Source organism: Herbidospora sp. NBRC 101105, assembly GCF_030269205.1.
In the GTDB taxonomy this organism is placed as follows: domain Bacteria; phylum Actinomycetota; class Actinomycetes; order Streptosporangiales; family Streptosporangiaceae; genus Herbidospora; species Herbidospora solisilvae.
This window is the reverse complement of the sequence record NZ_BSSX01000001.1, coordinates 1,063,343-1,084,375: the sequence shown is the minus strand read 5'-3', so window position 1 is coordinate 1,084,375 and position 21,033 is coordinate 1,063,343. Positions and strand designations below refer to the sequence as shown.

At 72.9% G+C, this 21,033-nt stretch carries 18 protein-coding genes; 6 read left to right on the top strand and 12 right to left on the bottom strand.

The window, feature by feature from the left end; all coding sequences use genetic code 11:
- Positions 1–36: 36 nt before the first annotated feature.
- The 4 genes from QSK34_RS04895 to QSK34_RS04880 all read left to right on the top strand — a co-directional run bounded on the left by QSK34_RS04895 (position 37) and on the right by QSK34_RS04880 (position 3,806).
- Complete coding sequence (locus tag QSK34_RS04895) at positions 37–1,332, top strand: family 4 glycosyl hydrolase (RefSeq protein WP_285580344.1); 1,296 nt, start codon at positions 37–39, stop codon at positions 1,330–1,332.
- The gene (locus QSK34_RS04890; protein ID WP_285580342.1) at positions 1,329–2,126 is read left to right on the top strand and encodes a DeoR/GlpR family DNA-binding transcription regulator; all 798 of its coding nucleotides are present in this window, start codon (positions 1,329–1,331) and stop codon (positions 2,124–2,126) included. The genes QSK34_RS04895 and QSK34_RS04890 overlap by 4 nt, the downstream gene beginning before the upstream one ends.
- Before the next feature lie 71 nt (positions 2,127–2,197).
- On the top strand, positions 2,198–2,878 hold the full coding sequence (locus QSK34_RS04885) for a GNAT family N-acetyltransferase (protein WP_285580340.1): 681 nt from the start codon (positions 2,198–2,200) through the stop codon (positions 2,876–2,878).
- Between the two features lies 1 nt (position 2,879).
- Positions 2,880–3,806, top strand: coding sequence for a ThiF family adenylyltransferase (locus QSK34_RS04880; protein WP_285580338.1), 927 nt, complete (start codon positions 2,880–2,882; stop codon positions 3,804–3,806).
- On the opposite strand, the gene chrA is transcribed toward QSK34_RS04880, so the two are convergent.
- Entirely contained in the window at positions 3,807–4,922 is a 1,116-nt protein-coding gene (gene chrA, locus QSK34_RS04875) for a chromate efflux transporter (RefSeq protein ID WP_285580336.1), read from the bottom strand.
- Between the two features lie 68 nt (positions 4,923–4,990).
- Between chrA and QSK34_RS04870 the strand changes: the two genes are divergently transcribed.
- Positions 4,991–6,781: a multicopper oxidase family protein gene (locus QSK34_RS04870; RefSeq protein ID WP_285580334.1), complete on the top strand. Its 1,791-nt coding sequence runs from the start codon at positions 4,991–4,993 to the stop codon at positions 6,779–6,781.
- Here the strand turns inward: QSK34_RS04870 and QSK34_RS04865 are convergent.
- From QSK34_RS04865 to QSK34_RS04815, 11 genes are all read right to left on the bottom strand, one after another.
- Positions 6,778–7,998, bottom strand: coding sequence for a serine hydrolase domain-containing protein (locus tag QSK34_RS04865; RefSeq protein ID WP_285580330.1), 1,221 nt, complete (start codon positions 7,996–7,998; stop codon positions 6,778–6,780). The genes QSK34_RS04870 and QSK34_RS04865 overlap by 4 nt on opposite strands.
- A 98-nt stretch (positions 7,999–8,096) precedes the next feature.
- Positions 8,097–9,113, bottom strand: a complete 1,017-nt coding sequence (locus tag QSK34_RS04860) for an endonuclease/exonuclease/phosphatase family protein (RefSeq protein WP_285580328.1) — start codon at positions 9,111–9,113, stop codon at positions 8,097–8,099.
- On the bottom strand, positions 9,110–10,126 hold the full coding sequence (locus QSK34_RS04855) for a glycosyltransferase family 2 protein (RefSeq protein ID WP_285580326.1): 1,017 nt from the start codon (positions 10,124–10,126) through the stop codon (positions 9,110–9,112). Before QSK34_RS04855 ends, QSK34_RS04860 begins: the two co-directional genes overlap by 4 nt.
- A 4-nt stretch (positions 10,127–10,130) precedes the next feature.
- Entirely contained in the window at positions 10,131–11,372 is a 1,242-nt protein-coding gene (locus tag QSK34_RS04850; protein WP_285580324.1) for an endonuclease/exonuclease/phosphatase family protein, read from the bottom strand.
- Positions 11,369–12,334: a class I SAM-dependent methyltransferase gene (locus QSK34_RS04845; protein WP_285580321.1), complete on the bottom strand. Its 966-nt coding sequence runs from the start codon at positions 12,332–12,334 to the stop codon at positions 11,369–11,371. Before QSK34_RS04845 ends, QSK34_RS04850 begins: the two co-directional genes overlap by 4 nt.
- Entirely contained in the window at positions 12,331–13,272 is a 942-nt protein-coding gene (locus QSK34_RS04840; RefSeq protein WP_285580319.1) for a lysylphosphatidylglycerol synthase domain-containing protein, read from the bottom strand. The genes QSK34_RS04845 and QSK34_RS04840 overlap by 4 nt, the downstream gene beginning before the upstream one ends.
- Entirely contained in the window at positions 13,269–14,276 is a 1,008-nt protein-coding gene (locus tag QSK34_RS04835) for a glycosyltransferase family 2 protein (RefSeq protein WP_285580317.1), read from the bottom strand. Before QSK34_RS04835 ends, QSK34_RS04840 begins: the two co-directional genes overlap by 4 nt.
- A complete protein-coding gene (locus QSK34_RS04830; RefSeq protein WP_285580316.1) occupies positions 14,273–15,223 on the bottom strand; it encodes a glycosyltransferase family 2 protein in 951 nt (316 codons plus the stop codon). Before QSK34_RS04830 ends, QSK34_RS04835 begins: the two co-directional genes overlap by 4 nt.
- A gap of 10 nt (positions 15,224–15,233) precedes the next feature.
- Complete coding sequence (locus QSK34_RS04825; protein ID WP_285580315.1) at positions 15,234–16,175, bottom strand: UbiA prenyltransferase family protein; 942 nt, start codon at positions 16,173–16,175, stop codon at positions 15,234–15,236.
- Between the two features lie 17 nt (positions 16,176–16,192).
- Entirely contained in the window at positions 16,193–17,260 is a 1,068-nt protein-coding gene (locus tag QSK34_RS04820) for an NAD-dependent epimerase/dehydratase family protein (protein ID WP_285580313.1), read from the bottom strand.
- Positions 17,248–18,657, bottom strand: coding sequence for an aspartate aminotransferase family protein (locus tag QSK34_RS04815; RefSeq protein WP_285580311.1), 1,410 nt, complete (start codon positions 18,655–18,657; stop codon positions 17,248–17,250). Before QSK34_RS04815 ends, QSK34_RS04820 begins: the two co-directional genes overlap by 13 nt.
- A 187-nt stretch (positions 18,658–18,844) precedes the next feature.
- Between QSK34_RS04815 and QSK34_RS04810 the strand changes: the two genes are divergently transcribed.
- Positions 18,845–20,989, top strand: a complete 2,145-nt coding sequence (locus QSK34_RS04810; RefSeq protein WP_285580309.1) for an AfsR/SARP family transcriptional regulator — start codon at positions 18,845–18,847, stop codon at positions 20,987–20,989.
- Positions 20,990–21,033 lie beyond the last annotated feature (44 nt).

The following is a 21,033-nucleotide window of genomic DNA, read 5'->3' as shown; positions in this document are numbered from 1 at the left end:
TCCCCGGGCGGTGGCCGCCCCTCCCGGGAGGTTCCGATGACCAAGATCGTCATCACCGGAGCCGGCAACGTCGAACTCACCCGCAAGATCCTCTCGGATCTGTTCTCCTGTACGGACCTCGCCGGCGCCCTCCACATCGCCCTGCACGACGTCGACCCCGGACGGCTCGCCACCGCCGAGGCGCTGGCCCGGCGGCTCGACGCCGAGAGCGGCGCGCACGCCCGCCTCGACGCCGCGCCCACCCGGCCCGCCCTGCTCGACGGCGCCGACTTCGTGATCTGCCAGTTCGACGTCGGCGGCTACGACGCCCTGCTCCGCGACCTGGAGATCCCCCGCCGGTACGGCCTCCGCCAGACCCTGGGCGACACGATAGGCGTCGGCGGCCTCTTCCGCGCGCTGCGCACCATCCCCGAGATGCTCGCCCTGGCCGCCGACATGGCCGCACGCTGCCCGGACGCGTGGCTGCTCACCTACACCGACCCGATGGCCGCGCTCTGCTGGGCCGTCCGGAAGGCCGGTCCGCCGCTGAACCTGGCGGGCCTGTGCCACTCCGTCCGCGACACCCACGCCCTGCTGGCCGACCTGGTCGGACGGGAACTCGACGAGATCGTCTTCCGGACGGCCGGGGTCACCCACCAGTCCTTCGTGTTGCGGTTCGAGAGCGAAGGCCGCTCCCTCTACCCCGACCTCGACCCCCTGATCGCGGGCGACCACGACGTCCGGAGCGAGATCTACCGGCGCTTCGGCCACTACCCGACCGAGTCGAGCGAGCACGCCGCCGAGTACGTGCCGTGGTTCCTCCCGCACGACGACGAGGTCAAGCGGCTCGGCCTGCCCGTCGACGAGGCGCTGCGGCGCAGCGCCCGCAAACTGGACTCCTACGAGCGGCTGCGCGGGTCGCTGGCCGCCGGCGAGCCGCTGCTGGCGCGGTGGAAGCACTTCGAGATGGCCTCTGAGGTGATCCACTCGATGATCACCGGGGTGCCGCGCGAGGTCTACCTCACCCTGCCGAACCACGGCCTGATCGACAACCTGCCGGCCGAGGCCTGCGTGGAGGTCCCGGCGCGGGTGGACGGCGCGGGTGTCCACCCGGTGCCGATCGGCGCGCTGCCCGTCCACCTGGCGGCGTTGAACCGGACCTACCTCAATGTGGTTGAGTTGACCGTGACCGCGGCCCTGGAGGAGAGACGATCGGCGGTGTACCAAGCGGCGATGCTCGACCCCAACACCTCCGCCACCCTGCCCCTGGCGGCCATCGAAGAACTGTGCGACGAACTCGCCGACGCCCACGGCGCGCTGCTGCCGCCGGGCCTGCGGGGCGGGCGCCGATGACCGACGTGGCGGACGTCGCCGCGGACACCCGCCGGGAGCGCATCGTCTCGATGGTGCTGGAGCACGAGTTCGTCCGGGTGACCGACCTGGCCGGGCTCTTCGGCGTCACGAGCGTGACCATCCGCGCCGACCTGGAGCTGCTCGACCGGCAGGGCTCGCTGCGCCGGGTGCGGGGCGGCGCGATCCCGGCCAGGCCGGTCCGCCCCGCCGAGCCGTCGTTCGAGGTGTCGCTGGGCAGCGCCGCGGTCGAGAAGACCCGCCTGGCCCGCCACGCCGCCGGCCTGGTCGCCAGCGGCGAGAGCCTCGTCATCGACGCAGGCACCACCACGACGTTCCTGGCCAGGGCCCTGGTCGCCCGCCCCGAGCTGACCGACGTCGTGGTCTTCACCAACAGCCTGCGGGTGGCGGTCGAACTGGAGCCCGCGATCCCCCGCATCACCGTGCTGCTGACCGGTGGAACGCTACGACCGGCGACCCACGCCCTGGTCGACCCGCTGGGGGCGCTGATGCTCGACCGCATCAACGCCGACACGCTCTTCCTGGCCTGCCACGGGGTCGACGCGGCGTCCGGCATCACGGGCGTGAACCTGCTGGAGGCCGAGATGAAGCGCAAGATGCTCGGAGCCTCGCGCCGCCACGTGGTGGTCGCCGACTCCTCGAAGCTGGGCCGCACCGGCCTGGCCCCGGTCTGCGCCCTGTCCGAGGTGGACGTGCTGATCACGGGCCGGGAGGCCGACCCGGAGACGGTCGGCGTGCTGCGCGACGAGGGGATCGCCGTCGAACTGGTCGATTAGCGGACCATTCCACCCAACTGTCCCGCTTGCGCTATCGCCGGGAGCCCGGCCGACCGGCGAGCCTGGTGCCCATGACGGGGATCTCCTACCGCCGACCCGAGGTCCGCGAGCTCGCGGACGCCTGCGCCGAACGGGCCGGACGCCACGGGCTGAGCCTGCACCTGACCGACGACCTCCAGAACTGGGCCGGCGTCGTCGGCGCGGCCATGGGGGCCGACGGCGTGAACCCGACCTTCGACCCCGCCCGCAGCCGGATCGCCCCCGGCTCGGCCTTCCACCTTTCGGCTCTGGACGAGAGCGGCGACGTCGCCGCCTGCGGCGCGGGGCGGCTCTTCGTGACCCGTGACTTCGCCGCCCTGATCGAGTCGCTCGCCCTGTGGTTCGACCCGGTCCCGCCGGACATGGCGGCCGGGATCGAGCTCGCCACGCCCGTCCCGGCGCTGTCGGGCCGGATCGCCCACGTCGGCGGGTTGTGGGTGCATCCCCGGTTTCGCGGCTCGGGGCTGTCGCTGACGATGGCGCGGCTGGTCCGCGCGACGGCGCTCGACCTGTTCGACGCCGATTGGGACACCTGGGTGGCCTTCCAGGACGTCGCGTTCAGGTCCACCTACGGAACGGCCACGACGGTCCTGTGCGTCGACGGCTTCTTCCCGCCGCGCGGGCGCGCCGAGCGGGTCTTCCTCAGCTACGCGACCGGCGACCAGGTCATGGACGTCGTGCGCGACACCGTCGGATATACCGCGGCGGTGTGACGTGGACGAATGGCGTCCCTCCCTGCTCACCGAACCCGAGGCCACGGAACTGCTCGACTCCGGTGTGGTCCGCCGCGTCCACGACCCCCTCGGCTTCGGGACGTGGGTCTGGTATCCGTGGTCGGCGGTGCTGGTGCGGACCCACCCGGCCGAGGAGTTCCGGCGGCTGCGCACCGACCGCAACCGCAACAAGATCACCCCTGAGGAGCAGCGGCGGCTCGGCGCGGCCCGGGTCGGCGTGGTCGGCTTGTCGGTGGGCAACGGCACCGCCCTCACCCTGACGATGGAGGGCGTCGGGGGGTCGTTCAAGATCGCCGACTTCGACCGGCTCGACCTGACGAACCTCAACCGCATCCGGGCCGGGCTGCCCGACCTCGGCCTGGAGAAGACGGTCGTGACCGCCCGCCAGATGTACGAGATCGACCCCTACCTCGACATCGAGCCCTTCCACGAGGGCGTCACCGCGGCCAACGTCGAGGCCTTCCTCGACGGGCTCGACCTCGTCGTCGAGGAGTGCGACGACCTCTACGCCAAGGTGGCCGTGCGGGAACGGGCCCGCGCCCGGCGCATCCCGGTGCTGATGAGCACCAGCGACCGGGGCATGCTCGACGTCGAACGGTTCGACCTCGAACCCGGCCGCCCGATCTTCCACGGCCGGCTCGGCGAGGTCAGGGCCGACGACCTGATCGGGCTGGAACCCAAGGACAAGATCCGGTACGTCCTGGCGATGTTCGACGAGGGGTCGCTCAGCCCTCGGATGAGGGCGTCGCTGCCGGAGGTCGGCCGGACCCTGGCGAGCTGGCCGCAGCTCGCCTCGGACGTCGCGGTGGGCGCGGGCGCCGTCACCGACGCCGCCCGCCGCCTCCTCCTCGGCGAACCGCTCGCGTCGGGGCGCTACCACCTCGACCCGGCCGCGCTGCACGGGTGATCACGTGAGCAGGGCGTGGGCCAGGCCGACGATCGCCCCGGCGGCGATGTACCAGGCGTTGTTGAGCCGGGTCGTCGACAACAAAACCAGCGTGACGACGGCGACGGCGGCCGTGAGCGGATCGACGATCGCGGTGACGCCGAGTTGCCAGGAGACCCCGGCCATGAGGGCCAGGGCGGCGGCGTTCAGGCCGTCGAGCAGGGCGGAGGTCCAGTCGGCGGAGCGGAGCCGGTCGGTGAGCCGGGTGAGGAGGCCGACGAACAGGAACGACGGCAGGAAGATGGCCACGGTGGCCAGGAACGCGCCGACGGGACCGGCGACGAGGTAGCCGACGAAGGTCGCGGTGGTGAAGACGGGGCCGGGGGTGACCTGCCCGATGGAGACGGCGTCGACGAGCTGCTGCTCGGTGATCCAGCCGAGCCGTTCCACGAAGTCGCCGCGCAGGAAGGCGAGCAGGACGTAGCCGCTGCCGTACAGGACCGAACCGATCTTCAGCATGGTCAGGAAGAGCTGGGTGAGCTGCCCACCGGTCGGATCGGGGAAGACCGGCAGGCCGCCGGCCATCGGGCCGATCAGCGGAACGGCGAGCACACCCCGGCGGGCCGACCGGGCGGCGGCGGCCAGCAGCGCGCCCGACGCCAGGATCAGCAACTCGTTGACGCCCAGGAAGTACGCCGCCAGGGCCGCGACCGCCAGGACGGCGAGCCAGACGTTCTTGATAGCCGTGCGCAGCAGCGCGAACAGGGCGTGGGCGATGATCGCGATCACGGCCGGGACGACCCCGTACAGGACGCCCTGGACCTCGGGGGTGCTCCCGTAGGTGACGTACGCCCAGGCCAGGGCCGTCACCATGAGCGCGGCCGGGACGATGAAACAGACCCCGGCGATGACGAGCCCCCGCCACCGGCCCCGGTCGTAGCCGAGGTGGATGGCCAGTTCGGTGGAGTTGGGGCCCGGGATGAGGTTGGTCGCGCCCATCAGGTCGACGAACCGCTGGTCGGTCACCCAGCCCCGGCGGCGGACCAGCTCGTCGCGCATCATCGCGATGTGCGCGGCCGGCCCGCCGAAGGCGATGACGCCCAGCTTGAGGAAGACGGCCATCACCTCGCGCAGCACGCCGGTCCTCTCTGGTTACCCGCCGTGGTGACGGGAAGTAGTCGATCGATCACGTTCGGGGGGTTTCGGTGAAGTTGACCAGAAGACAGTTCGCCCAGGTCGCGCTGGGCACGGGAGCGGCCTTCACCGGCCTGCACGCCCTCGAACAGCTCGGCCGCGAAACCACCCTGGCCAAGTATGTCGACCCCGTGCCCCGGCTGCCGACGCCGACCCCTCAGCGGTCCGTCTTCCCCGGTTCCGACTACTACGAGCTGACGATGCGGCAGGCCTCCTGGAGCTTCCACCGCGACCTGCCCGCCACGGAGGTCTGGGGTTACCAGGCCCCCGGCGGGGTGGGGCCGGGCTATCTCGGCCCGGCGCTGGTCACCCGGCGGGGCACGCCCGTGGTGGTCCGCTACCGCAACGACCTGCCGGCCACCCATCTGCTCCAGGCGGCGGTCGACGACACCCTCTGGCGCGAGGTCCCGGGCGTGCCGCCCGACCCGCCGGGCGGCCGGAACCCACAGGACTTCCCCGCGCTGCCGAACGTCTGGACCGTGCCCCATCTGCACGGCGGCTTCGACCCGCCGCAGTTCGACGGCCATCCCGAGGCGTGGTTCACCCCCGACGGACGCCACGGGCCGACGTACACGACCATGCCGGGGGCCCGGCCGAACGAGGTCGTCTACGCCTACCCGAGCGAGCAGCAGGCCACGATGCTCTGGTACCACGACCACGCCATGGCGATCACCCGGCTGAACATCTACGCGGGCCTGGCCGGGCTCTACCTGATCCGCGACGAGGTCGAAGAGGGCCTGGCCCTGCCGGAGGGCGACTTCGAGGTGCCGCTCGTCCTCCAGGACCGCGACCTGACGCCGGGCGGGGCGCTGTCCTACCCCGGCACCGGCCCGACGCCCTACCACCCGAAATGGAACCCGAACTTCTTCGGCGCGATCCCGGTGGTCAACGGCAAGGCCTACCCCTATCTGGACGTCGAACCGCGCCGCTACCGGCTGCGCCTGCTCAACGGCTCGAACCAGCGCTACTTCCACTTCTGGTTCCAGGACGGCGGCGCGCGGCGGCCCTTCTGGCTGATCGGCACCGACGGCGGCTTCCGCGCCGCCCCGCTGCGGCTGACCGACGTCCTGATCCCCCCGGCCGGTCGCCTGGACGTCGTCCTCGACCTCACCGGCGCCGCCCCGGGCAGCAGGATCACCATGATGAACGACGCCCCCACGCCCTACCCGCAGGGCGGCAAGGACGTCCCGATGCCGGAGATCATGCGGTTCCACGTCACTCAGCCCCGGTCGGGCCCCGACCCCAGCGTCCCGCCCGACCGGCTGCGCCTGCCGCCCCTCCCCTCCCCGAGCCCCACGCCGGGCCTGCCGCGACGGCGGTTCGTCCTGATCGCCAACCGCGACGCCAAGGGGAAGTCCACCCACCTGGCCATCAACCAGCGCTTCTTCGACGACCCGGTGGAGGACTTCCCCAAGCTGGGGACGACGGAGATCTGGGAGTACGTCAACCTGTCCGGCGACGGGCACGCCATGCACGTCCACCTGGTGCAGTTCCACGTGCTCGACCGCCAGCGCCTCGACACGAAGGGCTATCGGGCGGCGTACGACGCGTGGATCGCGGGCGGGCGGCGGCCGGAGGGCCGGCCGGTGCTGGAGCGCTACCTGCGGGGCCCGGCGGTCGCGCCCGAGGAGCGGGAGCGGGGCCGGTTGGACACGACGGTGGCGCAGCCGGGGATGGTCACCCGGATCGTCCTGCGCTTCGACCTGCCCACCGGCGCCGCGACGCCCGCGACGTACATCCAGCACTGCCACATGCTGGAACACGAGGACAACGAGATGATGCGCCCGTGGCAGGTCGTCTAGTCGATCGCCTGGTAGAGGGTGGTCCAGAAGTCGTGCATCAGCCGGATCGGGTCGGGGACCGACGCGCCGACCTGGGTGAGCAGGATGCCGGTGACGCCGGTCACGGGGTCGGCGTAGGTGGAGGTGCCGCTGCCGCCGTCCCAGCCGAACTGGCCGATCGGCGCGTAGTCGCCTCGGTAGGTGCGCACGGCCATCCCGAGGCCCCAGCCGCCGTGCTGGCCCTGGCCGAAGGACACGTGCACGTTGTCGACGGCCATGGCGTGGCGGGCGGCCTGCTGCTCGGGCGTGAGGCGGTTGGTGGTCATCAGCTCCACCGCCGGGCGCGACAGAATGCGTTCGCCCTCGTGGACGCCGCCGTTGAGCAGCATGCGGAAGTAGGCGTGGTAGTCGTCGGCGGTGGAGACCAGGCCCCCGCCGCCGCCCTGGAACGCCGGGGGCCTGCTCCAGCGTCCGTCCCGGGCCTCGTCCCACACGTGGAACTCGCCGGTCTGGGGGTCGGGGGCGTAGAGGGCGGGCAGCCGGTCGATCTTCTCGGCGGGCACGTGGAAGCCGGTGTCGGTCATGCCCAGCGGGCCGAAGACACGCTCCCGCAGGAACGCCTCGTACGTCCGGCCGGTGACCCGGGCCACCAGCACGCCGAGCAGGTCGTGGCTGATCTGGTACTGCCAGCGCTCGCCGGGCTGGTACATCAGCGGAAGTGTGCCCAGGCGGCGCATCCACTCGTCCGGCTCGGGCATCTCCACCGGCAGGTTGGGGGTGAGGCCCTGCTCGAAGACGGCGTTCATGATCGGGGTGCCCAGCGCCGTCATGTCCATGCCGAGGCCGAAGGTGGAGGTGAGCACGTCCCGCACGGTGATCGGGCGCCGCGCCGGCACGGTGTCGTCCAGCGGGCCGTCGATCCGCGTCAGCACCCGGCGGCCGGCCAGTTCCGGCAGCCACTCCTCGACGGTGTCGTCGAGGCGCAGCCGGCACTCGTCGAGCAGCACCATCGCCGCCGCGTGCGCCACCGGCTTCGACGTGGACGCCATCCGGAAGATCGTGTCCCGCCGCATCGGCGGGCCGCCGTCGTGGCGCATCGTGCCGAGCGTCTCGACGTGGGTCTCCTCGCCCCGGCTGACCAGGGCCACGACCCCGGGGATGCGCCCCGAGTCGACGTGCCGCGCCAGCACGTCGCGCAGCCTGTCCAGCCCGGTCTTGGTGAATCCGCCCTTACTCATGTGAAGCTCCCTGTCGCGGTGTTCTCTCGTGTGGGACAACCGTCGCCGGACCCGCTGACACCGGGCCGTCGCCGTGCTGACACCGCTGCCGGCGGACGTCAGGCGAGGCTGATCGACAGCGACTGGGCCCGGTGGTCGGAGAGGCCGCGCGGGTCCGGCAGTTCGCTCGTGTGGACGGTCACGCCCCTGGTGAAGGTCCAGTCGAGCTGCCACAGCGGGAGCACGCCCGCGTACCACGACGTGGGGTAGATCGAGCGGTTCGCCGTGTTCGCGCTCGTCAGGCGGTCGAACAGGGGGCGCAGTTCCCCCATCGCGCCGGTGCTGTTGAAGTCGCCGCTGACCAGGGCGGCGGAGGGGGTGGCGGCGAGGTCGGCCAGCAGGCCGCCGAACTGGGCGGCGCGGCGCTCGTCCCGGCCGCGCAGCTCCGTGTAGAAGCGGCCGGTGAACGGGTTCTCGTTCAGGACGTACTGGGCCGGGATGTGCACGTTGTAGACGGACAGGGTCGAGGCGCCGATCCGCAGGTCGGTGCGGAGGATCTTGGCGAGGTCGAAGGCGGCCTGCCACGACGGCCGGGGCCCGAGGGCGACCGCCGGGCCGACCCGGCGGACGGCGGCGATGGGGTAACGGGACAGCGTGACGAGCTCGCCCTCGGCCGCGAGGTGGTAGCCGGGGAAGGCGCGCCGCAGGGCCGCCAGGTCGTCGACCTCGCGGGGGCGGTCGCCGACCCAGTTCAGGTACTCCTGCAGGACGTAGACGTCGGCGTGCTGGTCGGTGAGGAAGCGGTAGAAGGCCCGGGGGTCGTCGTCCTGGTGCCAGTACTCGGTGTTCCACGAGAACACCCGCACCGCCCCGGGCGGCGGCGGGCCGTCCGGGACGGTCAGCGCGGCGGGGTTGAGGCCGCCGTGGGCGGCGCCCAGCAGCAGCGACCCGGCCGCCAGCAGCGCCGCCCGGCCGCGGCACCGGGCCGCTGCCAGGAGCGTGACCGGGACGGCCAGATAGAGGGCGGGCGGGATCATGTCGGGGATCAGCCACAACCAGAACCGGCCCGTGAGCAGGTGGTGCAGGATCACGAAGCCCAGCCAGCCGGCCGACGCGACCCCGGCCGCCTTCCTCAACGGGCCGGCTCGGGGGTGCGGGCGTCGTACAGGCGCCGGAAGGAGGGGGACGCCAGCCACTGGAGGGCGCCGGCTCCGACGCCCGCGAGGATGACGAGACCGACCACGAAGTGGACGGCGACGAAGTAGGCGCCGAAGAGCGGGCACTTGCGGCCGAAGACGAACCGGAACATCCCGGCGTCGCCGAGCGCCCACGCGGCCAGCGCCAGCGCCGGTGCCAGCGCCCACCACGGGCCGAGCAGGAACGGCGCGGGGAGGGTGAGCACGGCCAGCGCCGCCGCCAGGGACGCGAGCGCCCGCGCGGGCGTCTCGTAGCCCTGGGCGAAGCGGCGCTGCCGCGCGTAGAGCGGGACCCGCAGGCGGCCGCGCTGGAACAGCTTGCGCAGCAGGGTCGGGAGCTCGCGGTCGTGGCCCATCCGGCCGCGTATGGCGCGCGTGATCCGCACCCGGTAATGATCGCTCAGCCGTCTGCCGTAGTCGACCTCCTCGGTGTGGCGCAGCTCGGGGTTGAACGGGCCGATCTCGCGGAACACCGAGGCGCGGACGGCGAACATCGCCGACCACAGGAACGACACCTCCCCTTCCGACGCGATCGACCAGTAGTGGTGCTGGTGGGCGCGGTAGTCCTCGACGCGGGTGGAGCGGATCAGCGGGTCGGGGTCCTCGATGCCGCAGACCGCGCCGAGCGCCGGGTCGGCCGCCAGCAGGGCCACGCCGGTGGCGATCGCGTCGGGGGCCAGGGCGACGTCGGAGTCGACGAAGAAGAGGATCTCCCCGTTCGCGTGGGCGGCGCCGAGGTTCCTGGCCACGGCCGGTCCGCTGTTTCCCGGGGTGCGGATCACCGGCACGCCCATCGACGCGGCGACGGCGGCCGAGCCGTCGGTGCTGCAGTCGTCCACGACGACGACCTCCAGCGGCGTGTGGGTCTGCTCCCGGATCGCCGTCAGGACCAGCGGGAGGAACCGGGCGTGGTTGTAGGTCGGGACGATGACGGTGACCAGAGGGGGTTGCATCGGTTCACACCTCCGAGATGAGCAGTTCTTGCAGGTGGTGGGTGGACAGGCCGTCCGGCGCGTGCAGGTCGTAGTCGTGGACGGCCAGCTCCGGGGAGGTGAAGGTCCAGTCCATGCGCCACAGGCGCAGACCGGCGAAGGACAGGGTCGCCGGGTAGAGCGGGCCCTGGGCCGCCGTCAATCCGTCGAGGGCGCGCAGCCGGCCCGTGCCGGGCAGGGTGTTGAAGTTGCCGGAGGCCACGACCGGGTGCGGGTTGCGGCCGACGTCGGCGGCGAGCGCGGCGAACTGCGCCCGCCGGGCGTCGTCGAGGGTCGCGATGGCCTGGTAGAAGCGCGGGGACAGCGGGCTGGCGCTCAGGTAGAGCATGTCGAACAGGTGCACGTTGTAGACCGAGACGGTCCGCCCGCCGACACGGAGGTCGGTGCGCAGCGCGGCATGCCGCCAGTTCGGCGCGTACGGGTTGGGCGTCTCCCCCACCGCCGCCCGCGCGGCCACCGGGAAGCGGGAGATGGTCAGCAGCCCTTCGAGGGTGGTGATGTGGTGGCCGGGGAACTCGCGCCGCAGCAGATCGGCGTCGTCGATGGGGGTGGGCGCGCCCGGCCCGCAACCCGAGTGCTCCTGGAGCAGGTAGACGTCGGCCCGCCACTTCTTGAGGTAGCGCAGGAACCGGTCAGGGTCGTCGTCGGTGTTCCAGCAGTAGGCGTCCCAGGAGACGACCTTCACCGCGCCCGGCGGCGCCGGGCCGCCGCCCCCGCCGACGTGCACCCCCGCCTGGGTCGCGCCCAGCGCGAGGGCCCCGGCGGCGAGGGCGGCCGTCCACCGGCGGGTGCGGCCGGCCAGCGGCACGGCCGCCAGCAGCACCAGGGGAACCAGCACGAACAGCAGCGGCGGGATCACCAGGTCGGGGACGACCCAGAGCCAGGTCCGCCCGCTCAACGCCGATCGCGCCACGACGAGGGCCAGCGCCGCCGCCGCCAGGCTGACCAGCGCCCGTTCGCGCCGCGACGGCAGCCGCCGCCGCAGCACGAGCATCGGCACGGCGGCGACCAGCAGCAGCGGGACGGCGAAGAACACCACCAGCGGCGCCCCGCCGCCCCACCACCAGAAGTCCCCGCTCAGCCAGTTGACGACCGTGACCGCCAGCCAGGCCACCGGCACGCCGGCCGCCGCCCACCGGAGGATGCGAACCGTGCCGGGAGTCCGCTTCTCCGGGGCCTCCTCGCGCCGCGCCGAATCGAGCATCATGCCCGCCGGAACCAGAACGACGCGGGCAGGTAGTGCTGGGTGACGCCGAGCCGCTCCCACAGCGGGCGCAGCAGGCCGCGCAGCTCCGGGTCGTGCTGGACGAACGCGTTGGGCAGTTCGACGTCGTGGCGGCCGGGGTCGCCGAGCAGGAAGGCGGCCAGCAGGTACTGCTCCGAGTAGTGCCGCCAGCGCCACTCGGGCGGGTAGTCGAAGGGCAGCATGATGTCGTGCAGGTGCACCAGCACGCCGGGCGGCAGCAGCGGGAGCACCTCGAAGAAGAACACCGTCACGTCCGAGCCCATCAGCACCCGGTGGGAACCGTCGAGGAAGACGACGTCGCCGGGTTCGAGGCCGGCGAAGACGCTCAGGTCGGCGCGTTCGAGCGGGCTGCGGACGATGACGTCGCAGAGCGCGTCGACGTTCGCGCGGGGGGCCGGGTCGATCGAGGTGATCCGGGTGCGCAGGCCGTGGTCCTCGACGGCGCGGCGGGCGAACTTGGTCGAGTTGCCCGAGCCGATCTCGACGTACCGGCGCGGGCCGGTCTCGGCGAGCAGGCCGTAGAGGCCGAGCGCGTCCAGCGGGGGCAACCATCCGTTGTCCCAATAGGGCGTGGTGCCCGACGGCCGGTCGCGCACGGGGATGGCGGCCAGCGCGTCGGCCAGCTCCAGGAACCTCGACAACCGCCCGGCGTAGCGGTCGCGGCCCCGCTCGATCAGCGTGGTCAGCCCGGCGTGCGCCGGGCGGCCGTGGCCGAACCTCGGCTCGGGGTCGATCGGGTGGTCGATGAAGATCGGGCGGCGCAGCCCGAAGGCCGACAACACGGCCCCGTGCACGCCCGGGTGCCGTTCCAGCCACGCGAACGGCCGGTCGGCGAACGGCACGGCGCTGATCATCCGCAGCAGCGCCCCGGACACCGGCCCCGCGGGCACCTGCCGGGCCAGATGCCTGATCTGAGTGGTCATGACGACGCTCCTTGGGTGAGGGGTGCGGTACGGGTGAGGGCCAGCACGCCGAGGACGACGGCGGTCGACACCACGTCGACGACGGTGATCAGCACGCGGCTCAGCGCGACCAGGGTGATCAGGCCCGGCCCGGTCAGCAGGGTGGCGAGGGTGAGCCCGAGCACGACCTCGCGCGGGCCGAGCCCCGAGGGCATGACGAGGGTGAAGATGCCGGCCACGGTGGACAGGGCGAACCCGCCGATCCCCACCGACAACGCCCCGGCGGGCGGGGCGCCGAGCGCGACCGCGAGCAGGCCGACGTGCAGCCCGCTGATCAGCCAGCCGAGCGTCATCAGCCCGGTGACGGCGAGCAGCGTGCGCCGGCCGGGCAGCACGACCGGCCGGGCCTCGCCCCGGCGCAGGACCCGCTGCGCCACCCCGAGCAGCCGCCCGAAGAACCCGGGGGCCAGCAGCGGCAGCAGCGCCGCGCCCAGCAGCGGCAGCAGCGCCCACCAGAGCGGGTCGTCGGCCACCAGCCACGGCAGGGCGACGAGTCCGACGACGAGCCCGGCCACCACCCCGAGGCCCTGGCTGGCGACGAAGGCCCCGGCCAGCCGCGCGGCGGGCGCGCCGAGCGGCCGGGCCATGGCCGCGTGGGCGACGGCCGGCCAGACCCCGCCGGGAAGGTAGCGGGTGATCCCGGCGAGGAAGAAGACGCGGGCCGCGACCGGCAGCGGCAACCGGGTGCCGAGGCCCGCGAGCAGCATGCGCCACCCGAAGAAGCCGGGCAGGCCCCCGATCGACGCCAGCACGGCGGCGAGGATCGCGGTCGACCAGCCGACCTGGCGCAGGCTGTCGCCGACGCCGTGCCGCACCCGCCACAGCTGCCAGCCGAGGAAGGCGAGCACGAGCACGACGGCGGCCCACCGCAGGACGGCGAACACGCGCCGCCGGGTCACGCGGGCACCCGGGTGTACAGGCGGCGGAAGGAGCGGGAGGTGAGCCACTGGAGGATGCCGGCGCCCGCGCCGGCGGCGATGGTCAGGTTGATCAGGAAGTGCATGGCGGCGAAGTAGAGCGTGAAGGCGAGGCCTCGGCTGCTGAGCACGAACCGGTACATCCGGCGGTCGATCCAGAAGAACGACAGCAGGAGAAGGACGGGCAGCGCGGCGGTCCAGGCCAGGCCGGTGAGCAGGGGCGCCGGCACGGTCGCGGCGGCGAGCGCGGCGGCCAGGCTGGCGCCGGACTCCGGCGAGCCGACCACCCCGGCGGCGTAGCGGCGCTGGAGGAAGAACGGCACGTGCACGCGGGTGCGGGTGAAGACCTTCCAGAGCGCGGTGCGCAGTTCGGCGTCGTCGTCGTGCCGGCCGCGCACGGCCGAGGTGAGCATCACCGTGTACCCGCGGTCGGTGAGGCGTTCGCCCACGTCGGCGCCCTCCGACTGGGTGAGCGCGTCGGTCCACGGCCCGACCTCGGCCCAGACGCGGGCGGGGAAGGCGATGATGGCGACCGGCAGGAACCCGGTGATCGGGCCCTCGGCGACCAGGTACCAGTAGTGGCGGTAGAGGTTGCGGTACTCGCGCACCAGGCTGACCCGGTTGAGCGGGATCGCCTCGTAGTTGCCGCAGACCGCGCCGATCCCGGGGTCGGCCGTGAGGATCGCGACCGCCTGGGCGACGGCGTCGGGGGCGAGGGCGACGTCGGAGTCGAGGAAGAACAGGATCTCGCCCTTGGCGTGCTCGACGCCGAGGTTGCGGGCCACGCTCACGCCGCCGTTGCGGGGCGTGCGGAGCGGCTCGACGCCCATGGCGCGGGCGACGGCCACGGAGTCGTCGGTGCTGCAGTCGTCCACGAGGACGATCTCGACGTCGGGGTAGGTCTGCGCGCGGACCGCCTCCAGGCACTGCCCGAGCACGTACCCGTAGTTGTAGTTGGGGATGATCACGGAGACCAGCGGTCTCATGAGTCACCGGCCTTTCTGGGGAGCAATCCGGCCGCCGCCCCGGCGAGCAGGGCCGTGTGGACGAGGAAGTGCACCGCGACGAAGTAGACGAGGAAGGCGGGCCCGCGCTCGCGCCAGACGAACCGGGCCAGCGGCGGATCCGCGGCCGCGAACGCGAGCAGGAAGAACGCGGGCAGCAGCGGGGCGAACGGGCCGAGCGGGAGGGTGGCGAGGGTGAGCGCGGCGGCCAGGATGCCGCTCACGCGGTTGATGACGAGCGCGTCCTTGCGCAGGCGGTTGCGGGCCGACCGGCGCAGCAGCCGGGCCCGCCGGAACTGCTCGGCGAGCAGCGGCAGCAGCCGGTCGGCCTCGTCGTGCCGGCCGGTGATCGTCTCCGACAGCCGGATGCGGTGACCGGCCAGCAGCCGTTCGCTGTACTCGTCGTCCTCGGCCGCGCGGAGGGTGACGTCGAACGGGCCGACCTGCTCGAACACCCGCCGGGGCAGCGCGGCGAGGGCGAAGACCGCCGTCGCCGTCGGGCCCGCCCCCCGGCTCAGCGCGTGGTGCAGGTGGAGGGTGCGGTAGACCTCGACGGGGCCGTCGTCGATGAGCGGCTCCCGGTCGTACACCCCGTAGACGCAGCCGCAGCCCGGGTCGGCGGCGAGCAGGCGCACGGCGGCGGCCACCGCGTCGGGGGCGAGGGCCACGTCGGAGTCGAGGAAGAACAGGACCTCGCCGCGGGCCCGCGCGGCGCCGCTGTTGCGGGCCGCCGACACCCCCTGGTTGTACGGTTGCCGCACCACCACGCAGGGGTACTCGGCGGCCGTCTCGGGGGTGCCGTCGGTGCTGGCGTCGTCGACGACGATCACTTCGAGGGGACGGTGGGTCTGGGCCAGGGCCGAGGCCAGGCAGAGCCGGAGGGTCTTGGCGGCGTTGTAGGCCGGGATGACGACGGACACGAGGGTCATCGGGTCTCCTTCAGCGCAGCAGGACGGCGGCCAGCGCGGGGTGGCGGGCCAGGACGAAGGCCGTCCCGAGCACCAGCGCCAGGCCGAGCGCGGTGACGGCCAGGCCCCGGTCCCCGAGCAGGCCGCGCACCGGGTCACCGCCCCCGCCGTCGACGAGCACGACCTGCAGGTAGCGGAACAGCGCGAACAGCACGAACGGCGTGGCCAGCACCAGCGCCCCCGGCCCGTAGGGCCCGAGCGGCGCCTCGGTGCGCACGTACACGAGCCCGGCGACGGCCGACAACACGGCGGCGAACTGGAGCAGGTGGCCGGTGAGCTCGACCGAGTAGCCGCGCAGCGCGGGCCGGTGGTCCGGGCCGCTCTCCAGCAGCTCGCGGCGGCGTTTCCCGACGATCAGCAGCAGCGACAACGAGAACACCGTCACCACCAGCCAGCCGGAGATCGGCGCGCCGATCGCGGCGTACCCCTGCACGACCCGCAGCACGAACCCCAGCGCGACCGCGCCGACGTCGACCAGCGGCACGTGCTTGAGCGACCGGCTGTAGGCCACGTTGAGCACCAGGTAGGCCAGCAGCGGCCAGTACGGCCGGCCGGGGCCCGCCGCGACGATGAGCGCGAGCAGCACCACCAGCAGGGTCCGGTAGAGGTGGGCGGCCCGCACCGAGACGCGCCCGGCGGCGATCGGCCGGTGCCGTTTGACGGGATGCAGCCGGTCGCGGTGCCGGTCGGCCAGGTCGTTGCCGACGTAGACGCAGGCCCCGGCCAGGACGAACCCCGCGACCGCCCAGGCCGCCTGGGCGAGCGCGGTGAGGGTCCAGTGGCCGGCGTCCAGCAGGGGCAGCGGCACCAGCAGCAGGCTCTTGACGCTGTGCAGCGGCCGGAGCAGCGTGAGCAGGTCGACGACCCGGCCCGGCCGGGGACGGGCGGCGAGATCCGCCTCGATGACACCCATGTGGCCTCTCCCGGCCGTCAGAAGAGGAACTTGACGAGGGACAGCGCGCCCTGCCGCCAGGCGTCCCGGCTGGTGCGCCCGGCGGTCTTGGCCCGCGCGTTCTCCCGCCACCACGCGTAGGCGCCGAGGATGGCGTCCCGGTTGGAGTGGCGGGGCGCGAAGCCGAGCCGGTCGCGCGCCTTGCCGATGGCGACGTAGGAGTCGTCGAGCAGCTTGTAGAGCAGCCGGTCGTACACCGGGGACAGGCCGGTGCGGCCGAGCATCCTGAGCAGCGCGAGCGCCGGTCCCGCGGGCACCGACCGCACGCGTCTGCCGTGCCCGGCGGCGTCGAGCACGGCCTGGAAGTCCTCGCGCAGGGTGGCGAACTCGGCGGCGGCGATGTTGTAGGTGTCGTTCGCGACGTCGTCGGGCGCGTCCAGGACCAGCAGGATCGCGTCGACGAGGTCGTCGATGGCGAGCATCTGGATGCGCGCGCCGCCCCTGCCGAGGACCGGGAAGCCGTGCCCCTCCTCGGCCCACTCGAAGAGCATGGCGAACAGCCCCATGCGCCCGGGGCCGAGGAAGGTCTTCGGCCGGATGATCGGCACGCAGAGCCCGTCGGCCCGGAACTTCTCCGCGACCTCCTCGGCGGCGGCCTTGGCCCTGCTGTAGGGGTCGACGGGCTCGCGGGGATGGTCCTCGGGGGTGGGGACCAGTTTGGGCAGGCCGTAGACGGCGGTGGAGGAGATGTGCACCACCCGCGGCACGCCCGCGTCCCGCGCGGCGGTCAGCACGCTGCGGGTGCCCTCGACGATGACGCTGTGGATCTCGTCGTCGGGGTAGCTGGGCAGCGCGGAGGCGCAGTGGACGACGGCGTCGGCGCCGGCCAGCAGTTCGGTCATCCGGGCGGTGTCCCGGATGTCGGCGGCGGCTTCCCGCCGGACCCGGTCCAGGCCGTCGCGGTCCGGGCCGTCGCCGTTCGGGCCGGCGGCGTTCGGGTCGCCGGGATCGAGGTCGACGCCGAGGGCCGGGCGGCCCGTTTCGCGGAGGCGGCGCAGAAGGGTCGAGCCCAGCATGCCCGCGCTGCCCGTGACTACGATCCCCATCGCGGCGCCACCTTCTCCTTGACGAATCGGGTCGTCAGCCGGAGCAGGCCCTGGGCGAGGGTCTGGTCGAGGCTGTCGAGGAAGTACTCCACGTCGGCCGCCTCCACCACGAGGGGCGGGGCGGCGACCAGCGGGTTGGCGCCGTTGAGGGTGTAGTAGGCGTAGACGCCGTGGTCGCGGTAGAGGGCGTCGATCACGGCGCAGGTGATCAGCTTGACCCGGAAGCCGGGGTCGCGCGCCAGCCCCACGGGGGCCAGTCTCGCGACCCGGTCGAGCAGCTTCGGGCCGCCGTCCAGGAAGATCCCGTAGAGGGCGCCGGCCCCTCTGACCTGGGCCACCGTGTCCGGATACGTCTTCCTGACGCGTTCGAGGCCGGGCGCCAGCACCCGTTCGATCGCGCGGGCGCGGGCCGGGTAGTCGTCCTCGACGGCGATGTTGACCGCCTCGACGGCGGTGGCGGTCTCCTCGCCGAACCCGTAGTAGGTGGTGCTGGTGCTGTTCATCAGGGAGTCGCCGAGGTTGTCGTAGGCCCTGCGGAACACCGGCTCGCGGGCGATGTAGGCGGAGATGGACGACTTGCCGCCGCCGAACGACTTCGAGGTGGTGACGACGTCGGGCACGAGGCCGGGGTAGCGCATGAAGTAGAAGAGGCTGCCGGTCTTGCCCCAGCCGGTGTAGATCTCGTCGAAGATGAGCACGATGTCGTGGGCGTCACAGAGCTCGCGCAGCCCGCGCAGGAACTCCTCGGAGCAGGCCGTCATGGTCGACGCGCTGAACGGCTCGATCAGGATGGCGTAGACGTCCTTCCCGGCCATTCTCCGGACGGCGTCGAGGTCGCCGTACGGGAAGACCTCCACGCCCGGGATGCCGGGGAAGGTGAAGTTCTGGTGGGCCCCGGTGAGGCTGCCCGACCCGAGCAGCTTGCCGTGGAAGGCGATGTCGGCGCGCAGGATCCGGTGCCGGCGCCCGCGGTGGTACTTGTACGCCAGTTTCACCGCCCCCTCCACCGCCTCGGCGCCCGAATTGGGGAAGAAGGACATGTTCAGGTCGCCCGGCAGCAGCTGGGCGAGATTGTGGCCGAGCGCGGCGACGTACGGAGAGAAATAGGTCTTGTGCACCTCCATCCGCTGGAGGTCCTGGAACCTTTTTCGGGCGGCCAGGATCCGGGGGTGGTTGTGGCCGTGGTTGAGCACGCCGACCCCGCCGGTGAAGTCGAGGATCCGCCGGCCGGACCGGGTCCAGAGCCAGGCCCCCTCGGCGCGTTCGACCAGTTCACGGCCGAACCCGAACGAGGTCATCAGGGAGACCTGGCTGCGGTTGACGTGCTTGCGGTAGAGGTCGTGGACGTCTTCGGGGGTGAGCTGCTCGCATTCGTCGACGCTGATCAGATCAGACATGCGGCCACTTTGCGGGCCGTCCATAAAAGGCCGGTAAAGGCGTGGCTTGACAGAGTTCGGCATTTTTGTCCGGAAACCCGGATTGTGTGCGGCGTGAAATGCGGCGACGCCGCCGGGCCCCAAGTGCCTGAACTGAAGAATGGAACAAGGATCCCAGTATGTGAACAATATGTGGTATTGCCGGTCTATGCGGTTTCGTGTCCTCGGCACACTGGAAGTCCGCTCCGACGGCCACCGAGTGGTCCGGCTGGGCGCGGCCAAGCAGCGGGTCCTGCTGGCCGTCCTGTTGCTCCACGTCAACCGGCCGGTCCACGTCGACCGGCTCGTCGACGCCCTGTGGCCGCAACGCCCGCCCCGGACCGCCGCCGTGGCACTGCGGACCTACGTGTCGGCGCTGCGCCAGGTGCTCGGCCTGGCCGGCCGGTCCGAGCCGCCGCTGCTGTCGACGGTGCCCGGCGGCTACGAGATCCGCCTGACGGCGGCCGACCTCGACCTGCTCACCTTCGAGGACCTGGCCGCCCAGGGCCGCCGCGCGCTGACCGCCGGACGACCGGGCCTGGCCTCCGAACGCCTGCGCGGCGCCCTCGGCCTGTGGCGAGGCCGCCCTTTCGAGGACGTCGCCCTCGATCCCCGGCTCGAAGCCGAGCTGATCCGCCTGGAGGAACGCAAACTCGCCGCCCAGGAGACGTGGATCGAGTCGCAGCTGGCCCTCGGCCACCACGACGACCTGCTCGCCGACCTGGGCGCCCTCGTCGCCGAACAACCGCTGCGCGAACACCTGCACGCCCAGTGGATGCTGGCCCTGTACCGCTCGGGCCGCCAGGCCGACGCGCTGCGGGCCTACCGCGACCTGCGGCGACGCCTCAACGTCGACCTGGGCATCGAACCCAGCCCGCCCCTGCAACGCCTCCACCAGCAGATCCTCGGCGGCCACGCCGACCTGGCCGCACCGGCGGGCACCCCGCCCGTCGTCCCCCGGGAACTGCCGCGCGACATCGCCAGCTTCACCGGCCGGACGGCGGAGATCGCCTTCCTGGACGAGATCGCGACCGTCCCCGACGCCGCCGAGGCCAGGGGGAGCAGCCCGGTGATCGGCGCCGTCGACGGGATGGCCGGGGTCGGCAAGACGACCCTGGCCGTGCACGTCGCCCACCGGCTGGCCGACCGCTACCCCGACGGGCAGCTCTTCGTCGACCTGCGCGCCTTCACCCGGGGCGGCGCCCCGGTCGACCCCGGCGACGCCCTCGACCAGCTGCTCCGCTCGCTCGGCGTGCCCGGCGACCGCATCCCGCACGACCCCGGCGCCCGCGCCTCCCTCTACCGCACCCGGCTGGCCGGCCGCCGCGTCCTGGTCCTGCTCGACAACGTGGCCACCGAGGCCCAGGTCCGCCCGCTGCTCCCGGGCTCACCGACCTGCCTGGTGCTGATCACCAGCCGCCGCAGGCTGGCCGGCCTGGAGGACGTCCGCCCGCTCTCCCTGGACGTGCTCCCCCGAGCCGACGCCGTCACCCTGTTCGCCCGCACCGCCGGGGAACAGCGTGTCAGCGGCGAACCCCCCGGTCTGCTGGCCGAGATCGTGGAACTGTGCGGCCGCCTCCCGCTGGCGATCAGGATCGCCGCCGCCCGCCTGCGCATCCGCCCCGGCTGGACCCCCGCCCACCTGGCCGACCGCATGCGCGACCACCAGCACCGCCTGGGCGAGCTGGAGGTGGGCCCGCTGAGCATCGCCGCCGCGCTCGACCTCTCCTACCACCACCTCACCCCCGGCCAGCAGGACATGTACCGCCTGCTCGGCCTCCACCCCGGCCCCGACATCGAACCTCGGGCCGCCGCCGCGCTGGTCGGCACCACCGTGGAACACGCGGGCCGCCTCCTGGACGACCTGGTCGACGCCCACCTCCTCCAGGAACCGGCCCCCGGCCGTTACCGCTTCCACGACCTCCCCCGCGCCCACGCGAGCGCCACCCTGGCCGACGAGGACACCGACCACGACCGCCAGGAGGCGCTCACCCGCCTGTTCGACCACTACGTCGAGACGGCCTCGACGGCGGTGGAGACCGAACTCGCCAACCTGCTGGCCGTGGCCGTGCACGCAGCCAGGCACGGCCGGCCCGCCCACGCCCTCGGCCTGTCCGCGACCCTCCACCGGCACCTGCACGAATGCGCCCGGTACGACGACGCGCGGGTGCTCCACCGGACCGCGGTGCACGCGGCGAAGGCCATCGCGGACCTGTGCGGCCTGGGCGACGACCATCTGACGCAGGGGCGGTTCGGTCCGGCGGCGGAGTACTTCGAACGGGCCCTGAAGATGGTCGGGACCGCACCGGAGTGAACCGCCGTCGGCCGCCGCGGCCCTGGTGATCAGTCGTGTCGTCG